This window comes from Variovorax sp. LjRoot84 (assembly GCF_964254305.1).
GTDB lineage: Bacteria > Pseudomonadota > Gammaproteobacteria > Burkholderiales > Burkholderiaceae_C > Variovorax.
Window position 1 is genome coordinate 5,589,463 of the sequence record NZ_CAXUTE020000001.1, and the last position, 20,041, is coordinate 5,609,503.

Consider the following 20,041-nt stretch of genomic DNA (forward strand, 5'->3'; position numbering starts at 1 on the left):
GGTTCAGGCGGCAAGGTCGCTCGACTCTGCCGGCTCGGGTGGTTCCCGGCGCGGCAGCGTGACGGTGAATTCTGCCCCGCCGCCGGCCGCGTTGGCCGCCGCGATCTCGCCGCCATGGGCGCTCACCACCGCCTTGCAGATCGCGAGGCCGAGGCCGACACCCGGCGTGGCCGATTCGGCCTGGCCGCGCGTGAACTTGTCGAACAACGTCTGCTCGCGGCCGTGGAGCGCGGCCGGCAGACCGCGGCCGTGGTCGCGCACGCTGAGCGCCAGCGCGCGCTCGGTGGCGCGCGCGCCGACCTCGATCGGCGGCGCGCCGTACTTCACAGCGTTCTCGAGCAGGTTGACCAGCACGCGCTCGATCAGCACCGCATCGAACTCGACCAGCGGCAGCTCGGCCGGCAGCGCGGTCTGCACCGCCATGTCGCCGAGCGCGGGGCGCGCGGCGCGGATCGCCGAGCCCACCACCTCCTCCACCGACTGCCACTCGCGCCGGAGGTTGACCGCGCCGCCGGCGATGCCGCTTTCGAGCCGCGCCATGTCCAGCAGGTTGCTGACCAGCGCGTGCAGCTGGTGCGCCTGCGCGACGATGGCGCGCGCGATGTGGCGCTGATCGCCGGGCGCCTCCGGCAGCGCCTGCAGCGATTCGGCCAGCGCGATCAGCGCGGTGAGCGGCGTGCGCACGTCGTGCGAGATCGCGCCGAGCAGCGCATTGCGCAGGCGCTCCGATTCCATCTCGACCACCGCCTGCTGCGCCACGTCGACATAGTGCACCCGCTCCAGCGCGATCGCGATCTGCCGCGCCAGCGTGTCGAGCTGCTGCGCCTGCTCGGGGATCATCAGCCAGCGCGGCTGCGCGGGCTCGAGCGCGAGCACGCCGCGCACGCGCATCGGCGCCTTGAGCGGCACGTAATGCCAGGGCTGCGCGGCCAGCGTGGCGGTCGCGAGGCCGGCCGGCTGGCCTTGCCTGAAGGTCCAGTCGGCCACGCTGGCATCGAAACCGGGCGGTGGCTGGGTGGGCATCACCAGGCGGTCGGACGCGTCGGGCACCAGCACCAGCGCATGGCCGCCGAAGTGGCCCTGCACCGCGGCCGCGCCGAGCGCCACGACCTGGTTCGTTTCGAGCGCCGCCGAGAGCTCGCGCGTGAGCTCGAACAGCGACTGCGCGCGCCGCTCGCGGCTGGTCGAGACGCCGGCCGCGAAGCGCAGGCCCGCGGTGAGTTGCCCGACCAGCAGGCCGACGCCGAGCATGACCGCGAAGGTCACGACGTACTGCGCATCGCTGACCGCGAAGGAGAAGCGCGGCGAGACGAAGAAGAAGTCGAAGGCCGCCACGTTGAGCGTCGCGGCGAAGGCCGCAGGCCCGCGCCCAAAACGCATCGCCACGCCGACCACGCCCAACAGGAACAGCATCACCATGTTGGCCAGCTCCAGCACGCCGACCAGCGGTGCGGCAAGCAGCGTGATCGCGACGCTGCTGGCGGCCGCCCAGGCATAGCCGGGCCAGCGCGCATGCGGACGATCGCTGTCCTCCACCTCGGGGTCGCCGCGCCGCCCGCCCGGACGCGCCTGCGCGATGCGGCGCGAGCTGTCGGCGCGCGCGACCTCGACGATGTCGATGCCCGGCGCATGGCGCGCAAGTTCGCGCGTGAGCACGCGCTGCGGCCACCAGCGCTGCCAACCGCGGGCCGGCTCCGCGCGACCCACCACCAGCGTCGCGCAGTTGAGCCGCTGGGCCTGCGCGGCGAGCTCTTCGGCCACATCGACACCGGTCAGCACCGCCGTCTCCGCGCCCAGTTCCTCCGCCAGCTTGAGCACTCCGAGGATGCGGTCGCGCTGCGGCGCATCGAGCCGCTGCAGGCGCGGGGTTTCGACGTAGGCCGCATGCCAGCGCACGTTGAGCTGGCCGGCCAGCCGCGCCGCGGTGCGCACGGTCTGGCCCGCGCCCTCGTGCGGGCCGACGCAGGCGAGGAGCGCGCCCGAGGTGTTCCAGGCCGGCGGCCCGACTTCGCCTTGGCGGCCGGACTGCTCGATGCGCCAGCCGCGCACGTCGTCTTCCACGTGCTCGGCGGTGCGGCGCAAGGCGATCTCGCGCAGGGCGATGAGGTTGCCCTTGCGGAAGAAGTTCTGCGCCGCTCGATCGGCCTGTTGCGGGATGTAGACCTTGCCGGCCGCGAGCCGCGCGGTGAGTTCGTCCGCGGTGACGTCGACCAGCACCACCTCGTCGGCCTCGTCGAGCACCGTGTCGGGCACGGTCTCGTGCACGCGCACGCCGGTGATCGCGCCGACCGTGCCGTTGAGGCTTTCCAGATGCTGCACGTTGAGCGCCGACCAGACCTCGATGCCCGCGGCCAGCAGCTCCTGCACGTCCTGCCAGCGCTTGGCATGGCGCGAACCCGCCGCGTTGGAATGCGCGAGCTCATCGACCAGCAGCACGGCCGGCTTGCGCGCGAGCGCGGCGTCGAGATCGAACTCGGCCAGCGTGCGGCCGCGGTAGGCCACGTCGCGCAGCGGCAGCGTTTCGAGACCGGCCAGGAGCGCCGCGGTCTCGCTGCGGCCATGCGTTTCGACCACGCCGATCACCACGTCGCGGCCGGCCGCGTGCTCGCGCTGCGCGGCGCTGAGCATGGCCCAGGTCTTGCCGACGCCGGCGCTGGCGCCGAAGTAGATGCGCAGCTTGCCGCGCCGGGCGCGCTCCTCGTCCGCACGCAACTGGGCCAGCAGCGCGTCGGGGTCGGGGCGGGCGATTTCGTTCATGCGGTGCATTGCAGGTTATCGCATCGGCCGCTCCTTGCGCCGATCGCGACGGGCGTGCCGCCGCGCGGTGCGCGACACCATGAACCACGCGAAGCCCATCGGGATGAAGAAGGCTGCGAGGGCGCACAGCGCATGGAGCAGCTCATCGGGCATGGCAGGTGCTCCTTGCTCAGCGTGGGGCGTCAAGCGCCAGGTTGAGCGCGAGCACATTCACGCGCGCTTCGCCGAGCAGGCCCAGGAGCGGCGTTTCGGTGTGGTCCTCGATCAGCCGGGCCACATGGTCGGCCGGCATGCCGCGCAGGCGCGCCACGCGCGCCGCCTGGTAGCGGGCCGCCGCCGGGCTGATGTGCGGGTCGAGCCCGCTGGCCGAGGCCGTGACCAGGTCCACCGGCACCGGCTGCGTGTTGCCGGGGTCGGCCGCGCGCAGTGCCTCGATGCGGCCCTTGATCGCCTCCGTCAGCGCGGGATTGAGCGGGCCCTGATTGGAGCCGCTCGATGCGCCCGCGTTGTAGGGCATCGGCGCGGTGGCCGATGGGCGGCCCCAGAAGTGCTTGGGGTCTTGGAAGTTCTGGCCGATCAGCGTGGAGCCGACGGGCTTGCTGTCGCGCACGACCAGGCTGCCGGCCGCCTCAGCCGGGAACACCGCTTGCGCGGCGCCGGTCACGGCCAGCGGATAGACGAGGCCGGTGATCACGCTGAGCAGCACGAAGAGCACGAGCGCGGGACGAAGAATGGTTTTCATGATGATGGTGAGGTTCTCAGACGAGATGCACGGCGACCAGCAGCCAGTCGATGAGCTTGATGCCGATGAAGGGCACGACGAGGCCGCCCAGGCCGTAGATCGCCAGGTTGCGGCGCAGGAGCGCCGCGGCGCCCACCGGCCGGTAGCGCACGCCCTTCAGCGCCAGCGGGATCAGGAACACGATCACGAGCGCATTGAAGATCACCGCCGACAGGATGGCCGACGAGGGACTCGCGAGCCGCATCACGTTGAGCGCACCGAGCTGCGGGTAGGTCGAGACGAAGATCGCCGGGATGATGGCGAAGTACTTCGCCACGTCGTTGGCGATCGAGAAGGTGGTGAGCGAGCCGCGCGTCATCAAGAGCGCCTTGCCGGTCTCGACCACTTCGAGCAGCTTGGTCGGGTTCGAGTCGAGGTCGACCATGTTGCCGGCCTCCTTGGCAGCCTGGGTGCCGGTGCCCATGGCCACGGCCACGTCGGCCTGCGCGAGCGCGGGTGCGTCGTTGGTGCCGTCGCCGGTCATCGCCACCAGGCGGCCTTCGGACTGGAACTTGCGGATCAGCGCCAGCTTGTCCTCGGGCGTGGCCTCGGCCAGGAAATCGTCGACGCCGGCTTCGGCCGCGATCGCGGCGGCCGTGAGCTTGTTGTCGCCGGTGATCATCACGGTCTTGATGCCCATGCGGCGCAGTTCGGCGAAGCGTTCGCGGATGTCGGTCTTGACGATGTCCTTGAGCTCGACGATGCCGAGCACGCGCGGACCCTCGGCCACGGCCAGCGGCGTGCTGCCGCGGCGCGCGACCTGGTCGGCGGCGCGCAGCACTTCGGGCGCGATCGAGCCGCCGAGCGCTTCCACATGCCGGCGCACCGCATCGACCGCGCCCTTGCGCAGCGCGATCGCATCGGTATCCAGGCTGTTCGGCGCCGCCGGCAGGTTGACGCCGCTCATGCGGGTCTGGGCCGTGAAGGGCACGAAGTGCGCACCTTCGACGCCCCGGTCGTCGATGCCGCCGCCACCACCACGACGCGCCAGCTCGACGATGCTGCGGCCCTCGGGCGTTTCGTCGGGCAGTGAAGCGAGCAGAGCGATGCGCGCCAGCTTGTCCTGCGGGACGCCGGGCGAAGTCAGGAAAGCGCTGGCCTGGCGGTTGCCGTGCGTGATGGTGCCGGTCTTGTCGAGCAGCAGCACGTCGACGTCGCCCGCGGCTTCCACCGCGCGGCCCGAGGTGGCGATCACGTTGGCCTGCGTCATGCGGCTCATGCCGGCCACGCCGACGGCCGACAGCAGGCCGCCGATGGTGGTCGGGATCAGGCACACCAGCAGCGCGACCAGCGCAGTGAGCGACACCACGGTGCCCGCGCCCATCGCACCGACGCTGAAGATCGAGTACGGCAGCAGCGTGACGGTGACCATCAGGAACACCAGCGTCAGCGCCACCAGCAGGATGGTCAGCGCGATCTCGTTCGGCGTCTTCTGGCGCTTGGCGGCTTCGACCATGCCGATCATGCGGTCCAGGAAGGACTCGCCCGGGTTGACGGTGATGCGCACCACCAGCCAGTCGGACAGCACGCGCGTGCCGCCGGTGACGGCCGAGAAGTCGCCGCCCGACTCGCGCACCACGGGGGCGGATTCTCCGGTGATCGCGCTCTCGTCGACCGAGGCCACGCCTTCGATCACTTCGCCGTCGAGCGGGATCACGTCATGGGCCTCGACCAGCACCACGTCGCCGCGGCGCAGCTCGGGCGCCTGCAAGGGCAGCCATTTGGCGCCATGGAAGGGCTCGGCCATCTTCTTGGCCCAGGTGTCCTTGCGCAGGCCGCGCAGCGACGCGGCCTGCGCCTTGCTGCGGCCCTCGGCCAGCGCTTCCGCGAAGTTGGCGAACAGCACCGTGAACCACAGCCAGATCGAGACCGCAAGCACGAAGGCCGGCGGCATCCCGGTGTCGCCCGGGAAGCTCAGCGCATGCATCCACAACAGCGTCGTCAGGATGCTGCCGATGTAGACGATGAACATCACCGGGTTGCGCCACTGCACGCGCGGGCTCAGCTTGGCGAAGGCGCCCCAGAGCGCGGGCGTGAGCAGCTCGGCATCGAAGAGCGAGAGATGCTTTTTCTTCCGGGCAAAGGCCTTGGCTTCGGCCGCAGCGGTGGCTTCAGCCACGGCCGCCTGGGCTGGCTGGCCCAGGGAAACAGGAGAAGGAATTTTTTTCATGGTCTGCGGCCTCATTTCCACAGCATCAGGTGCTCGACCACCGGCCCGAGGGCCAGCGCCGGCACGTAGTTGAGAAGGCCCACCAGCAGCACGGTGCCGATCAAGAGCGTCACGAACAGCGGGCCATGCGTGGGCATGGTGCCGGCCGTGACCGGCAGGCGCTTCTTGGCGGCCAGCGAACCCGCGATGGCGAGCACCGGCACGATCACGCCGAAGCGGCCGAACCACATCGCGACCGCAAGCAGCGCGTTGTAGAAGGGCGTGTTGGCCGACAGGCCGGCAAAGGCGCTGCCGTTGTTGTTGCCGGCCGAGGTCAGCGCGTAGAGGATTTCGGAGAAGCCATGGGCGCCCGGGTTGGCGATGCCCGCCTTGCCGGCGCCCGCGATCACGGCGACGGCCGTTCCGGCGAGCACCAGGATGGGCGTGACCAGGATCGCGATCGATGTCAGCTTCATCTCGTGCACCTCGATCTTCTTGCCCAGGTACTCGGGCGTGCGCCCGATCATCAGGCCGGCGATGAACACCGCCAGCACGGCGAAGATCAGCATGCCGTACAGGCCGGTGCCGACGCCGCCGAACACCACTTCGCCGAGCTGCATCAGCACCAGCGGCACCATGCCGCCCAGCGGCGTGAAGGAGTCGTGCATCGCGATCACCGCGCCGCAGGAGGCGGCGGTGGTGATGGCCGCGAACAGCGCCGAGGCAGCGATGCCGAAGCGCACTTCCTTGCCTTCCATGTTGCCGCCGGCCTGCAATGCGCTTGCGGTCTGGTCGACGCCGAGCGGCGGCAGGAGCGGATTGCCGGCCTGCTCGGCCGGAATGACCGCAACCACCGCGAGCACGAACATCACGGTCATCGCCGCGAGGATGGCGAAGCCCTGCCGCTGGTCGCCGACCAGGCGGCCGAAGGCGAAGCACAGCGCCGCCGGGATCAGGAAGATCGCGATCATCTGCACGAAGTTCGCGAGCGCCGTGGGGTTTTCGTACGGGTGCGCCGAATTGGCGTTGAAGAAGCCGCCGCCGTTGGTGCCGAGCATCTTGATCGCCTCCTGCGAAGCGACCGGGCCCATGGCCAGCGTCTGGGTGGGCGTGCTCGCCGGCTCGGTCACCGGGTTGCCGGCCGCGTCCTTCAGCGGCTGGCCGGCGGCATCCAGTTTGGGATTGTCGTAGTTGGTGACCTCCAGCGTCGTGACCGTCTTGTAGGCCTCGAAGTTCTGGATCACGCCCTGGCCCGCGAGCACCATCGCGATCACGAACGAGATCGGCAGCAGCAGCCAGGCGGTGATGCGCGTCACATCGACCCAGAAATTGCCGACGAAGCCCTTGCCGTCCGTGCGGCGCGCCGCGAAGCCGCGCGCCAGCGCGAAGGCGACCGCGATGCCAGTGGCGGCCGAGAAGAAGTTCTGCACCGTGAGCCCCAGCATCTGCGTGAGGTAGCTCATGGTGGCTTCACCAACGTAGCCCTGCCAGTTGGTGTTGGTGGCGAAACTCACCGCGGTGTTGAAGGCCGAGTCCGGCGCGACGGCCCCCATGCCGGCCGGGTTGAGCGGCAGCATGGCCTGCAGCCGCTGCAGGCCGTAGACGGCGAGCGCACCGATGGCATTGAAGGCCATTAGGCCCAGCGCATAGCTGCGCCAGTGCATCGATTGCTCGGGCGAGACACCAGCGAGCTTGAAGAGCGGCGCTTCGACGCGCTGCATCCAGCGCGGCAGGTGGCCGTCGCAAAGGGCCGCCAGATAGCGGCCGAGCGGCCAGGCGAGCACGCCCAGCACAATCAGAAAGAGGGCCAACAGGCCCCAGGCCGAGCTGTCCATCTCAGAATTCCTCGGCGCAGATCAGCGCAAACACCAGATAGGCGAACAGGATCACCGCGATGAGGCCCGCGAATCCATAGAGAGCATCGAGGCCGATCACGTGCGCTCTCCCTTGGGTGCGTCGAGCTTGCACAGCCCGACCACGGCCTCGGCCATCACGACCCACAGTGCCGCAACGGCGGCAATCCATATGAAGTCCATTCACCACTCCTGCATCGAGAAACAATGCAGTCAGTGTCCGCACGGTTGCATAAAAGCGGGAAACAGAGTGCGCTGAGCGGCGTAAAGAAAGCATAAAAATCGCAAGCCCCCGCCAGCGCATGCCGATCGCTCGCCTATAACCGCAGTCTCGACAACAACCGGTATCTGCGCATGCATCCACCTCGGCAAGGTCTTGGAATTCTCACGCTGAGCGCGCTGGGGGTCGTCTATGGCGACATCGGGACGAGCCCGCTCTACACCATGAAGGAGGTCTTCAACCCGGCCCATTCGCTCGCCCTCAATGCTGCGAACGTCATCGGCGCTGTTTCGACGATCCTGTGGGCGCTGATGGTCGTTGTCACGCTGAAGTACGTGGTGCTGATCTTGCGGGCCCACAACCGGGGCGAAGGCGGGATCATGGCGCTGACCGCTCTCGCAGCCAAAGCGGCGGGGAGCACGCCCAAGCGCCACACGCTTCTCCTCCTGATTGGCGTGCTCGGCGCGGCGCTTTTCTACGGTGACGCCGTCATCACGCCGGCCATATCCGTGCTGGGTGCCATGGAAGGATTGGAAACCATCACGCCTGCGCTCAAACCGTATGTGCTGCCCATCTCGACGGCCGTGATCATCGGACTGTTTCTTGGGCAGCGCTTTGGCACCGCTGCAGTAGGCAAGCTGTTCGGCCCCATCGTCGTCGTGTGGTTCGCTGTCCTCGCCATCACCGGCGTAGCGCAAATCGTCGAGCATCCGGCCATCCTGGCGGCCCTCAATCCGTTGCGGGCCATTGAATTCATGCAGGCGCGCGGGTGGCACCTGTTCGTCGTCATGGGTGCAATCGTCCTGGCGCTGACGGGTGCCGAGGCCCTTTACGCGGATATGGGCCACTTCGGCAAGAAGCCGATTCGCTTGGCCTGGAACACCTTCGTACTTCCGGCCCTGGCGCTCAACTACATGGGACAAGGAGCCCTGCTCCTCAGCGATGCCAGCGCGCTCGAGAACCCATTCTTTCGGCTCTTTCCGACGTTCTTGCTGATTCCCGCCGTCGTGCTCGCGACGATGGCCTCGGTGATCGCATCGCAAGCCACGATCTCCGGAGCCTATTCGCTGACCAAGCAGGCCGTCCAGTTGGGCCTGCTTCCACGAATGCAGGTGCTGCACACCTCAGAGAAGGAATTCGGGCAGATCTACGTGCCTTTCGTCAACTGGGTCGTGATGGTTGCGGTACTGCTCGCGATGGTGGGCTTCGGAAGTTCTTCCGCGCTCGCGTCCGCGTATGGAATTGCGGTCACGGTCACGATGTTCATCACCACCTTGCTCACCTTCTTTGTTGTTCGGCATGCATGGGGATATCCACTGCCGCTTGCTTGGGCAGCGACCGGCGCATTTCTGTTGGTCGATGCCGTGCTCGTGGTTTCGTGTGCGCTCAAGTTCTGGCAGGGCGGTTGGTTTCCGATCGTCCTCGGCAGCGTCATATTCGCGATCATGGCGACCTGGCGGCGTGGCCGCGAACTCCTGATCGAGCACATTCAAAAAGACGACCCGGACCTGTTGCCCTTCATCACGGAGCTGGCAGCCGACGAACATGTGCGCCGCACCCCCAGAACTGCGGTCTATGCCGTGGCCAATCCGGACACGGTGCCACAGGCCCTGCTGCACAACATCAAGCACTACCAGGTGCTGCACGAGCAGAACGTGATCCTCACCGTGCGCTTTCAGGAGGTGCCGTGGGTGCCAGAGGAAGAACGCCTGCAAGTGGAGCCCCTGGTCGATGGCTTCTGGAGAGTGCGGGTGAACTACGGTTTCAAGGACGAGCCCGACGTGCCGCGCGCATTGCGCCTGTGCATGCGCGAGGGGCTCAAGGTCGACGAGGCCGCGATTTCATACTTCCTCAGTCGTGAGATCGTGATCCCGACACGCGGACCCGGAATGGCCCATTGGCGCGAAGCCCTGTTTGCCACGATGTCGCGCAACGCCGGCAGCGTCGGGGATTTCTTCCGGCTCCCCCACAACGCTGTGGTCGAACTGGGGACGCGAGTGCAAATCTGAATGAAGGCACTGCCCCGTGCGTATTGCACACATGCGCGGGCTTTTTGCGACCTCGGGTGTCTTCCTGTGAATTCGTTGCTATCGATTCGTCCTCTGCCTGCGTACAACCCGACGCATGGATTGAAAGATGAGGACACCATGGACACGGAAGCCATTGCACTGATCGTCGACGAGCCGATCGCCGGCCATTTCTACTGGGTGCTGCAGAAGCAGGACGGCTCGGACTGCCGCCCCGTCGATGCCGCCGAAGGGCCGATGCCGACCTACGGCGCGGCGATGATGGCCGGCATCGCGGCGCTGCAGCGCCGCAGCGATGCGCGCACCAAACCCGGCGCGCAGACCCTGCACTGAGCCCCGGCTTCCCGCGCCCCGCGCGCGGGAATTCGCGATTCGAGAAGGCAGCCATCTCGAATCGCGTACTCTTCGTTGCCCCCGATCCGGCACACTCGCCGGCCGATCGCGCAGCATTCAGGCTGCGCCTGAAACGAAGAGACAACCCCATGATCCGAAAGCTGCTGACTTCCGCGGTCCTGGCACTGGCGTTCGCCGCCGTGCAGGCCCAGCCCTATCCCGCCAAGCCGGTGCGCCTGATCGTGCCCTTCCCGCCCGGCGGCGGCACCGACATCCTCTCGCGGCTGGTGGCGACCAAGCTCACCGAAGTCAGCAAGTGGACGGTGGTGCCCGACAACCGCGCGGGCGCCGGCGGCACCATCGGCATCGCCGAGGCCGTGCGCGCCGCGCCCACCGGCTACGACATGGTGATGGGCCAGAAGGACAACATGGTCGTCGCGCCCTGGCTCTACAAGAACCTCAGCTACGACCCGACCAAGGACCTGACGGCCGTGGCCCACGTGGCCTACACGCCGGTCGTGATCGTGACCCGCGCCGAGTCGAAGTTCAAGACGCTGGCCGATGTGGTGAGCGCCGCGCGCGCCGCGCCGGACAGCATCACCTACGGCTCGCCCGGCAACGGCACCACCATCCACCTGGCCGGCGAGATCTTCAAGACCGCGGCCAACATCAAGATGCGGCACGTGCCCTACAAGGGCTCCAACCCCGCGATGATGGACGTGCTGGCCGGCAACGTCGACCTCATGGTGTCCTCGCTGCCCTCGGCCATGGGGCAGATCAAGTCCGGCAAGCTGCGCCCGCTGGCCGTGACCTCGGCGCGCCGCAGCAGCTCGCTGCCCGAGGTGCCGACCGTCGCCGAGCTGGGCTACAAGGACTTCGACGTCAGCACCTGGTACGGGCTCTTCGTGCCGGCCGGCACGCCGAAGGAGATCATCGTCACGGTGAATGCCGAGGTGAACAAGCTGCTGGCCACGCCCGAGATGAAGGCCGCGATCATCGCCCAGGGCGCCGAGCCGCAAAGCATGACGCCCGAGCAGTTCGGCACGCTGCTGAAGAACGACTACCTGAAGTGGCGCGACATCGTGAAGGCTTCGGGCGCGACGATCGAGTAGTGATGTCCTCCTCCGCGCCCCGCCATCGGTGCCGCGTGATCGCCTCGCCCTGGCCGGGCGTCCACAGCGTCCACACCGACAGCGCGCGCAGCTTCGCCAGGCATTCGCATGCGAGCTTCGGCATCGGCGTGCTGGCGCAGGGGGCGCACAAGTCCGCCAGCGGACGCGGGCAGGTGGAGGCCTGCGCGGGCGATCTGCTCGCGAGCAATCCCGGCGAAGTGCATGACGGGCGGCCCGCGCGGGGCGAGACAGCCCGGCGCTGGCACATGGTCCACCTGGAGGCCGAGGTCCTGGCGTCGATGGGCGGGCCGGAGCGGCCGGCCGGCGATGTGGAATGGACACGCCCGGTGATCCGCGACGCGCAGCTGCGCGCGGTGCTGGTCCGCCTGCTGCGGCGGCTGGACAACTGGGACGCGGGCCGGCGCACGGATGCGGATGCGCTGGCGTGCGAGGAATCGCTGGTGCAGGCCTGCGGCCTGATGCTCGCGCACCACGCCAACGTCGCGCCGCCCCCGGCGGATGTGGATCGCGGGCTCGCGCAGGTGCGCGAGCGCATCGCCGACGACCTGCTCGCGCCGCCCTCGCTCGCCGAACTCGCGGCCATGGCCGGGCTCGGCAAGTACCAGCTGCTGCGCCGCTTCGCCGCCGCCTACGGCATGCCGCCGCACGCGTGGCTGCTGCAGCAGCGCGCGGAGCGTGCGCGGTGCCGCATCCGCGCGGGCGACACGCTGGCCGCGGCCGCGCTGGCCAGCGGGTTCGCCGACCAGAGCCACATGACGCGCGTGTTCGCGCGGCAGTTCGGCTTCACGCCGGGCGCCTGGCAGCGCGCCGCCACCGCGGGCCGGCTGCAATAACGTTCAAGACGCGAGCGGGCGCGCGGTTCGAGACTCGGCGGCTGATCAACTCAGGACAAGCGCCGTGCCGAATGCTTTCTTTCATCGTGACGAGATCTGGTCCGCGCATCCCGCGCTGGTGCCTTGCGCATGGGTGGTCGATGGCGTGACGCCCCGGCTGGCCGTGGCCGCGCAGATCGAGGCGCAGCAGTCGATCGCGCGTGCGCGCCTGGCCACCGGCCCGGAAGGCGAGTTCCCGGAGATCCAGGCCTGGCGACGCGTGTTCTCTTCGATGGGCCTCAAGCCCACGCAGGTGCGCTGCGCGGCGGAATCGCTGCTGCGCCGCTTCCGCAAGGAGGACGCCTTGCCGCGGCTGCACCCGCTGGTGGACCTCTGCAATGCGGTCTCGATGGCCTTCGCCACGCCGATCGCGGTCTTCGACCTCGCGCACATCGCCGGACCGCTGGAGGTGCGCTTCGCAAGCGGCAGCGAAAGCCACGAGGATTTTGCGGGCGTGCACGAGGCGCCCGGCGCCGGCGAGATCATCTTTGCGGACGCGCATTCGCATGCGCACGCGCGGCGCTGGTGCCACCGCCAGAGCGCGCGTTCGGCCGTGCGCGGCGAGACGCGGCAGGTGCTGATCGTGGCGGAAGCCATCCACGCGTCGGCCGGCGCGGACATTGCACGCCTCAAGGACGTGCTCTCGCGCGCGCTCGGCGATGCAGGCTGCACGGTCGAGGCGTGCAGCCTGCTCAGCCGCGCCGCACCGCGCATCGCGCTGCCGGAACGACCGGCGCTGCCCGGCTGAAAGCCGGATGCGGCGGGTCAGCCCGCGTCCCGGACGTCGGCCACCGGCTGGGTGCCGAAGTCCGCACGCGCCAGGTACTTCAGCACCTTCGCCGCCGCGGTGGCCGGCGTGTCGAGCTGGCCCTCGGCCTTCAGCCGCTCGAAGCGCGCGCGGTCGGGGAACATCTCGGCCTCCGCCCCGCGCAGCTGCACCTGCATGTCGGTGTCGATGACGCCGGGCGCGAGCGAGACGATCTTCGCGCCGCCGCCCAGCGCCGCCTCCTCCAGCGCCACCGCGCGCGAGAAATGGTCCATGCCGGCCTTGGCCGCGCAGTAAGGCGCCTGGCTGGCCATCGCGTTGCGGCCGAGGCCCGAGGAGATGTTGAGCACACGGCGCTCGGCGCGCCAGCCCTGGGTGGCGGCGAGGAAGGCGGAAGTCAGCAGCATCGGCGCCTCCAGCCCCACGCGCAATGCGTGCGCCAACTCCGCTGCGATCGCTTGCGACAAGGGGCGCGGGCGGCCGATGGTGCCGGCGTTGTTGATCAGGGTGGCGCTGGCGAAAGCCTTCGCATCCAGGTCTTGCAGCCATGCCGAAAGCCGCGCCGCGGCCGCGACCGGCTCGGCCAGGTCCTGCTGCCATTGTTCGAGCTCGGCGCCGGCCTCGCGGGCGCGCGCGGCGAGCTGCTCGTCGGCCTGGCGCGAAATGCACAGCAGGCGCTGCCCCGGCTGCAGCAATTGTTCGGCCATGGCGCGGCCCAGGCCGCGGGAAGCACCGGTGATGACGGTGAGCTGGGATGAATTCATGCGTTCTCGTGAAATGGTTCATTGACGGCGAAGCGCCGTGCGGCATTGATGCTAAAGGCGAGTTGACTAAACGCGATTCGCCTTTCTAAAGTCGGCCGATGCCGATCCAATACGAGCCCGCCCGCGATCAGCGCCACTACGCCGCGCACTTCGGTCTCGCGTGTCCCGTGCAGGCGCCGCTGGTTCGGCCCGGCGGGCAAGGGCTCTTCATCCGCCGGCCGCGCGCCGACCGCGAGGGCAGCGCCGCGGCGGCGCGATTCGAGATCGCCCCGGGTCGCTGGGGCCTGATTCCCCTCTTCGCCAAGGAGCGCGAATACCCTTTCACCTTCGAAGCGCGCGGCGAGAGCGCCGCGAGCGAGCGCAATTTCTACCAGCCGTGGAAGCGCGGGCATCGGTGCGTGATCCTGGCCGATGCGCTGTTCCGCCGCGGCGACAGCGAAGACTCGGTGGCGCGCGTCTCGCGTGCCGACGGCCAGCCGCTGGCGATGGCAGGGTTGTGGAACGGGTGGCGTTCGCCCGAGGGCGAGTGCGTGGAGAGCTTCGCCTTGCTGACGCTGCCTGCCCTGGATCAGCGCGAACTCCGCTGGGTGGTCTTTCTTCGCGAGGCGTGGATCGACGACTGGCTGCACTGCCCGGTGGAGGAAACGGCCGCCTACCTTCGGCCCTACGCCCTCGACAAGCTGGTGCGCCGGACCATCGTGCGCGACCCGAGCATTCCCCTGCCGGAGCGGGCGCCCGCCGCCTGAGGCCTCAAGCGACGCCCTTGCCGCCCACCGCACCCTCGCGCAGGGCCGCGAGGTCGAGCACCCGCAGCCCGCCGTATTCGACACGGATCGCGCCCTGCGCCTGCAGCGTGCGCAAGGCCTCGTTGACGCGCTGGCGCGAGAGGCCGATGAGGTAGGCCAGCTCCTGCTGCGTGATGCGCAGCAGTTCGCCCACGCCGGGGAACAGCACCGGGTTGAACAGCGCCGCGAGGTTGCGCGCCACCCGCGCATCGGGGTTGTTGAGCCGGTCGGCCTCGCGCGCGGCGATGAACTGGCCGAGCCTTTCGTTGAGCTGGTTCATCACGAAGCGGTTGAAGCCGATCGAGTGGTCGAGCAGCCAGTGGAAGTCGTCGATCGGCAGGCCCGCCACCACGCTGCGGCGCAGCGCCTGGATGTTGTAGCGGTAGGGCTCGCGCTTGAGCGCCGTGCCTTCGCCGAACCAGCCGCCTGGCGGCAGGCCGCTGTAGGTCATCGAGGTGCCGTCGGCGTTGTCGTTGCTCATCTTGAGCAGCCCTTCGACCACGCCGAACCAGTAGGTCGGCGCGCGGCCGATGCGGCACACCAGGTCGCCCGGCTCGGCCTCGCCGACCACCACGGCCGCCTCTGCGCGGCGCCGCTCGGGGGGCGTGAGCGTGCGCAGCCAGGGGATGTTGGCCAGCTCTTCGAGCGTGGCCGGCCGCACGCGATCGCGTATCGACGAAGTGCCGCTGGAACTGCCGGGGGTCATCGGGAAACTCCGGGGAGGGGTGTCCCTAGGATTGTCGTTGAAACGACAAGATGACGACAAGCTTGGTTCTACAGTCCGACCCATCGTGCAGACCAAAGCCACCACTTTTCCCCGCCTGCTGCTGGCCCATGCCCAACAGCAGCCCGACGCGCCGGCCGTGCGCGAGAAGGACCTCGGCATCTGGCAAACCTGGAACTGGGCGATGGTGGCCCGCGAGGTGCGCGAGATCGCCTGCGGGCTCGCCAGCCTGGGCTTCAAAGCCGGCGACAACCTCGCGATCGTCGGCGCCAATCGCCCGCATCTCTATATGGCGGTGCTGGCGGCGCAGAGCCTGCGCGGCGTGCCGGTGCCGCTCTACCAGGACGCGGTGGCCGGCGAGATGGTCTTCATGCTGGAAGACGCATCGATCGAGTTCGTGATCGCCGAGGACCAGGAGCAGGTCGACAAGCTGCTGGAATGCCGCGAGCTGAAGAAGCAGGGTGCCGGCATCGGCCACATTGTCTACGACGACCCGCGCGGACTGCGCCATTACGACCAGCCGGGCCTGCTGGGCTACGACAAGCTGCGCGAACTGGGCCGTGCCTTCGACGCCGCGCATCCGGGCTTCTTCGACGAGAGCGTGGCGAGCGTGGAGCCCGGCGATGTCGCCGTGATCCTCTACACCTCGGGCACCACCGGCCGGCCCAAGGGCGTGTGCCAGACGCATGCAAGCTTCATCGCGGCGGGCCGCGGCGGCGTCGAGACCGACCGTCTCGGCCCCGGCGACAACGTCATGAGCTACCTGCCGATGGCCTGGGTCGGCGACCACCTGTTCTCGGTGGCGCAATGGCTGGTCGGCGGCTTCACGCTCAACTGCCCCGAGTCGAGCGAAACGGTGATGAACGACATGCGCGAAATCGGGCCGAGCTACTACTTCGGCCCGCCGCGCACCTTCGAAGGCCTGCTCACCGCGGTGTCGATCCGCATGGAAGACGCGGCCGCGCCCAAGCGCTGGCTCTATGCGAAGTTCATGGCGCTGGCGCGGCGCGTGGGCGCCGACCTCCTGAACGGCGCGCCTGTCGGCCTGGGCGACCGGGCGATGTATGCGCTCGGCAACCTGCTGGTCTACGGGCCGCTGCGCAACGTGCTGGGCATGAGCCGCATCCGCGTGGCCTACACCGCCGGCGCGGCGATCGGGCCGGACCTGTTCCGCTTCTACCGCTCGATCGGCGTCAACCTGAAGCAGTTCTACGGCCAGACCGAGACCTGCGCCTACGTGTGCCTGCAGCAGGACGGCAAGGTCAAGCTGCAGACCGTGGGCAGCGCGGCGCCGGGCATCGAGCTCAAGATCGCCGACGACGGCGAGGTGCTGGTGCGCGGCGTGTCGGTGCTCAAGGAGTACTACAAGCGGGCCGACGCGACGGCCGAGGTGCTCGATGCCGACGGCTACTTCCACACCGGCGACGCCGGCGTGATCGACGCCGAGGGCCACCTGCGCATCATCGACCGCGCCAAGGACGTGGGCCGGCTCGCCGGCGGCGCGATCTTCGCGCCCAACTACATCGAGAACAAGCTCAAGTTCTTCCCGCAGATCAAGGAAGCCGTGTGCTTCGGCAACGGGCGCGACGAGGTCTGCGCCGCGATCAACATCGACTTCGAGGCGGTGGGCAACTGGGCCGAGCGGCGCGGGCTGGCCTACGGCGGCTACGTCGACCTCGCGGGCAAGCCCGAGGTGCTGGCGCTCATCGGCGAATGCATCGCCAAGGTCAACGCCGATCTCGCGAGCGAGGACGGCATGGGCGAGACGCAGATCGCGCGCTTCCTGGTGCTGCACAAGGAACTGGACCCCGACGACGACGAGCTCACGCGCACGCGCAAGGTGCGGCGCGGCTTCATCGCGGACAAGTACCGCGTGCTGGTCGATGCGCTCTACGGCGGCAGGACCGAGCAGTACATCGAGACGCAGGTCAAGTTCGAGGACGGGCGTACGGGCGTGGTGAATGCCACGCTGAAGATCATCGAGGCCAAGACCTTCCCGATCCTGAAGGCGGCAGCATGAGCAGCGCACGCAAGATCGGCGAGGTCATCCTCGACGTCCAGAACATCTCCTTGAGCTTCGGCGGCGTCAAGGCGCTGGCCGACATCAGCTTCGACGTGCGCGAGCACGAGGTGCGCGCGATCATCGGCCCCAACGGCGCAGGCAAGAGCTCGATGCTCAACTGCATCAACGGCGTCTACCAGCCGCAGCAGGGCTCCATCACCTTCCGCGGCCAGACCTTCCATCACATGAACTCGCGCCAGGTGGCCGAGATGGGCGTGGCGCGCACCTTCCAGAACCTGGCGCTGTTCAAGGGCATGAGCGTGCTCGACAACATCATGACCGGGCGCAACCTCAAGATGAAGAGCGGCCTGCTCGCCCAGGCGCTGCGCTGGGGCCCGGCCGAGCGCGAGGAGATCGCGCAGCGCGAGTTCGTCGAACGCATCATCGATTTCCTCGAGATCCAGCTGCACCGCAAGACGCCGGTGGGGCGGCTCCCCTACGGCCTGCAGAAGCGCGTGGACCTCGGCCGCGCGCTCGCGATGGAGCCGCAGGTGCTGCTGCTCGACGAGCCGATGGCCGGCATGAACGTGGAAGAAAAGCAGGACATGAGCCGCTTCATCCTCGACGTGAACGACGAGTTCGGCACCACCATCGTGCTGATCGAGCACGACATGGGCGTGGTGATGGACATCTCCGACCGCGTGGTGGTGCTCGACTACGGCAAGAAGATCGGCGACGGCACGCCGCACGAGGTGCGCAACAACGAAGACGTGATCCGGGCGTATCTCGGGACGGAGCACTAGCATGGCCTTCTTCCTCGAGACATTGTTCGGCGGCCTGATGGTCGGCATGCTCTATGCGCTGATCGCGCTGGGCTTCGTGCTGATCTTCAAGGCTTCCGGCGTGTTCAACTTCGCCCAGGGCGCGATGGTGCTGTTCGCCGCGCTGGCGATGGCGCGCTTCGCCGAATGGGTGCCGGTCTGGAGCGGCATCGCCAACCCCTGGTTCGCCAACATCGCGGCCTTCGTGCTCGCGGGCGCGCTGATGTTCGCGCTCGCCTGGGCAATCGAGCGGCTGGTGCTGCGCCACCTGGTCAACCAGGACGGCGCCACCCTGCTGATGGCCACGCTGGGCATCGCCTATTTCATCGACGGGCTGGGCCAGACGATCTTCGGCAGCAACATCTACAAGATCGACATCGGCATGCCCAAGGATCCGATCTTCGCCTTCGATTCGGTGTTCCAGGGCGGCATCCTGCTGAGCAAGGAAGACCTGATCGCCGCCGCCATCGCAGCCGCGCTGGTGGCGCTGCTGTCGCTCTTCTTCCAGAAGACCGGCACCGGCCGCGCGCTGCGCGCCGTGGCCGACGACCACCAGGCGGCGCAATCCGTCGGCATTCCGCTCGCGCGCATCTGGGTCACCGTGTGGTGCGTGGCGGGCATGGTGGCGCTGGTGGCCGGAATGATCTGGGGCAGCAAGCTGGGCGTGCAGTTCTCGCTGGCGACGGTCGCGCTGCGCGCGCTGCCGGTGGTCATCCTCGGCGGGCTGACTTCGGTGCCCGGCGCCATCCTCGGCGGGCTGATCATCGGCGTGGGCGAAAAACTGTCCGAGGTCTACCTCGGCCCCTACGTGGGCGGCGGCATCGAGATCTGGTTCGCCTACGTGCTGGCGCTGGTGTTCCTGCTGTTCCGGCCGCAGGGATTGTTTGGCGAGAAGATCATCGATCGGGTCTGAGCATGCTTTATAGAGAAAACGGCCAGTTCAAGACCACCTACCGCGCCGACCAGCAGGTCTTCCCGATCCTGCAGGACCGCGTCTTCATCGCCCTGGTGCTGGCTTTCGCCTTCGTCGGCGTGCCGCTCATGGCGAGCGACTACCTGTTCCGCGCCATCCTGATTCCCTTCCTGATCTTCTCGCTGGCGGCCGTCGGCGTGAACATCCTGGTCGGCTACTGCGGCCAGATCTCGCTCGGCTCGGGCGCCTTCATGGCCGTGGGTGCCTACGGCGCCTACAACTTCTTCGTCCGCGTGCCGGGCATGCCGCTGATCCCCGCACTGATCCTGGGCGGGCTGTGTGCCACCGCCTTCGGCATCCTGTTCGGGCTGCCCAGCCTGCGGGTGCGCGGCCTGTACCTGGCGGTGGCGACGCTGGCGGCGCAGTTCTTCGCCGACTGGATGTTCCTGCGCATCAAGTGGTTCACGCTCGACACGCCTTCGGGCTCGGTCGCGGTGTCGAACCTGCAGGTGTTCGGCCTGCCGCTGGAGAGCGCGCTGAGCAAGTACCTGTTCTGCCTGGTGGTGTTGGTGATCATCGCGATCCTGGCCAAGAACCTGGTGCGCGGCGCCATCGGCCGCGAATGGATGGCGATCCGCGACATGGACGTGGCCGCCGCGGTGATCGGCATCCGGCCGATGTACGCCAAGCTCAGCGCCTTCGCGGTCAGCTCCTTCATCATCGGCGTGGCCGGCGCGCTGTGGGCCTTCGTGTACCTCGGCGCCTGGGAACCCTCGGCCTTCTCGGTGGACTACTCGTTCCGCCTGCTGTTCATGGTGATCATCGGCGGGCTGGGTTCGATCATGGGCAGCTTCTTCGGCGCCGCCTTCATCGTCGTGCTGCCGATCGCGCTCAACCAGCTGCTGCCGATGCTGGCCGGCGTGTTCGGCATCGAAATCTCCACCGCCGGCATTGCGCACGCCGAGTTGATGATTTTCGGCGGCCTCATCGTTTGGTTCCTGATCGTGGAGCCGCATGGCTTGGCCAAGCTCTGGTCGACCGCCAAGCAGAAGCTGCAGCTATGGCCGTTCCCCCATTGACGCCGCCGCGCATGTTTTTCTGTTGACCGGGTAGTGCTTCGTTCATTCATTCGACTAGGAGA

General features: G+C 68.4%; 18 protein-coding genes. 10 read left to right on the top strand and 8 right to left on the bottom strand.

Annotated elements, in window-relative coordinates; translation table 11 throughout:
• Positions 1-3: 3 nt before the first annotated feature.
• Genes ACSQ9I_RS27575 through kdpF form a run of 6 tightly spaced genes read right to left on the bottom strand, consistent with a single transcriptional unit; the run spans position 4 to position 7,622 of the window.
• Positions 4-2,757: a DUF4118 domain-containing protein gene (locus tag ACSQ9I_RS27575; RefSeq protein WP_436315231.1), complete on the bottom strand. Its 2,754-nt coding sequence runs from the start codon at positions 2,755-2,757 to the stop codon at positions 4-6.
• Between the two features lie 15 nt (positions 2,758-2,772).
• Positions 2,773-2,910 carry a hypothetical protein gene (locus ACSQ9I_RS27580; RefSeq protein WP_170855629.1) on the bottom strand — a complete coding sequence of 46 codons (138 nt, stop codon included), beginning with the start codon at positions 2,908-2,910 and terminating at the stop codon, positions 2,773-2,775.
• A gap of 16 nt (positions 2,911-2,926) precedes the next feature.
• Positions 2,927-3,499, bottom strand: coding sequence for a potassium-transporting ATPase subunit KdpC (kdpC, locus tag ACSQ9I_RS27585; RefSeq protein ID WP_436315233.1), 573 nt, complete (start codon positions 3,497-3,499; stop codon positions 2,927-2,929).
• 16 nt (positions 3,500-3,515) lie between these two features.
• Complete coding sequence (gene kdpB, locus ACSQ9I_RS27590) at positions 3,516-5,708, bottom strand: potassium-transporting ATPase subunit KdpB (RefSeq protein WP_436315234.1); 2,193 nt, start codon at positions 5,706-5,708, stop codon at positions 3,516-3,518.
• 11 nt (positions 5,709-5,719) lie between these two features.
• Positions 5,720-7,522, bottom strand: coding sequence for a potassium-transporting ATPase subunit KdpA (gene kdpA / locus ACSQ9I_RS27595; RefSeq protein WP_436315235.1), 1,803 nt, complete (start codon positions 7,520-7,522; stop codon positions 5,720-5,722).
• Position 7,523: 1 nt separating this feature from the next.
• On the bottom strand, positions 7,524-7,622 hold the full coding sequence (kdpF, locus tag ACSQ9I_RS27600) for a K(+)-transporting ATPase subunit F (protein WP_436315237.1): 99 nt from the start codon (positions 7,620-7,622) through the stop codon (positions 7,524-7,526).
• Positions 7,623-7,894: 272 nt separating this feature from the next.
• Between kdpF and ACSQ9I_RS27605 the strand changes: the two genes are divergently transcribed.
• From ACSQ9I_RS27605 to ACSQ9I_RS27625, 5 genes are all read left to right on the top strand, one after another.
• Positions 7,895-9,769, top strand: coding sequence for a potassium transporter Kup (locus ACSQ9I_RS27605; RefSeq protein WP_093108365.1), 1,875 nt, complete (start codon positions 7,895-7,897; stop codon positions 9,767-9,769).
• 138 nt (positions 9,770-9,907) lie between these two features.
• Positions 9,908-10,120 carry a hypothetical protein gene (locus ACSQ9I_RS27610; protein WP_093108364.1) on the top strand — a complete coding sequence of 71 codons (213 nt, stop codon included), beginning with the start codon at positions 9,908-9,910 and terminating at the stop codon, positions 10,118-10,120.
• Between the two features lie 149 nt (positions 10,121-10,269).
• On the top strand, positions 10,270-11,232 hold the full coding sequence (locus ACSQ9I_RS27615) for a Bug family tripartite tricarboxylate transporter substrate binding protein (protein ID WP_436315238.1): 963 nt from the start codon (positions 10,270-10,272) through the stop codon (positions 11,230-11,232).
• 2 nt (positions 11,233-11,234) lie between these two features.
• Positions 11,235-12,086: a helix-turn-helix domain-containing protein gene (locus ACSQ9I_RS27620; RefSeq protein WP_436315239.1), complete on the top strand. Its 852-nt coding sequence runs from the start codon at positions 11,235-11,237 to the stop codon at positions 12,084-12,086.
• Between the two features lie 64 nt (positions 12,087-12,150).
• The gene (locus tag ACSQ9I_RS27625) at positions 12,151-12,873 is read left to right on the top strand and encodes a B3/B4 domain-containing protein (protein ID WP_436315240.1); all 723 of its coding nucleotides are present in this window, start codon (positions 12,151-12,153) and stop codon (positions 12,871-12,873) included.
• 17 nt (positions 12,874-12,890) lie between these two features.
• Here the strand turns inward: ACSQ9I_RS27625 and ACSQ9I_RS27630 are convergent, their stop codons facing one another.
• Positions 12,891-13,655 carry an SDR family NAD(P)-dependent oxidoreductase gene (locus ACSQ9I_RS27630; RefSeq protein WP_436315241.1) on the bottom strand — a complete coding sequence of 255 codons (765 nt, stop codon included), beginning with the start codon at positions 13,653-13,655 and terminating at the stop codon, positions 12,891-12,893.
• 98 nt (positions 13,656-13,753) lie between these two features.
• Here ACSQ9I_RS27630 and ACSQ9I_RS27635 point away from each other — a divergent pair, with 98 nt between their 5' ends.
• Positions 13,754-14,401, top strand: a complete 648-nt coding sequence (locus ACSQ9I_RS27635; RefSeq protein ID WP_436315242.1) for an SOS response-associated peptidase family protein — start codon at positions 13,754-13,756, stop codon at positions 14,399-14,401.
• A 4-nt stretch (positions 14,402-14,405) separates the two neighbouring features.
• Here the strand turns inward: ACSQ9I_RS27635 and ACSQ9I_RS27640 are convergent, their stop codons facing one another.
• Positions 14,406-15,146, bottom strand: coding sequence for a Crp/Fnr family transcriptional regulator (locus tag ACSQ9I_RS27640; RefSeq protein ID WP_436315243.1), 741 nt, complete (start codon positions 15,144-15,146; stop codon positions 14,406-14,408).
• Between the two features lie 85 nt (positions 15,147-15,231).
• Here ACSQ9I_RS27640 and ACSQ9I_RS27645 point away from each other — a divergent pair, with 85 nt between their 5' ends.
• Genes ACSQ9I_RS27645 through ACSQ9I_RS27660 form a run of 4 tightly spaced genes read left to right on the top strand, consistent with a single transcriptional unit; the run spans position 15,232 to position 19,979 of the window.
• On the top strand, positions 15,232-17,184 hold the full coding sequence (locus ACSQ9I_RS27645) for an AMP-dependent synthetase/ligase (protein WP_436315244.1): 1,953 nt from the start codon (positions 15,232-15,234) through the stop codon (positions 17,182-17,184).
• Positions 17,181-17,969: an ABC transporter ATP-binding protein gene (locus tag ACSQ9I_RS27650; protein WP_436305755.1), complete on the top strand. Its 789-nt coding sequence runs from the start codon at positions 17,181-17,183 to the stop codon at positions 17,967-17,969. Before ACSQ9I_RS27645 ends, ACSQ9I_RS27650 begins: the two co-directional genes overlap by 4 nt.
• A 1-nt stretch (position 17,970) precedes the next feature.
• Positions 17,971-18,900 carry a branched-chain amino acid ABC transporter permease gene (locus ACSQ9I_RS27655; protein ID WP_093108355.1) on the top strand — a complete coding sequence of 310 codons (930 nt, stop codon included), beginning with the start codon at positions 17,971-17,973 and terminating at the stop codon, positions 18,898-18,900.
• Between the two features lie 2 nt (positions 18,901-18,902).
• On the top strand, positions 18,903-19,979 hold the full coding sequence (locus tag ACSQ9I_RS27660) for a branched-chain amino acid ABC transporter permease (protein WP_436315245.1): 1,077 nt from the start codon (positions 18,903-18,905) through the stop codon (positions 19,977-19,979).
• Positions 19,980-20,041 lie beyond the last annotated feature (62 nt).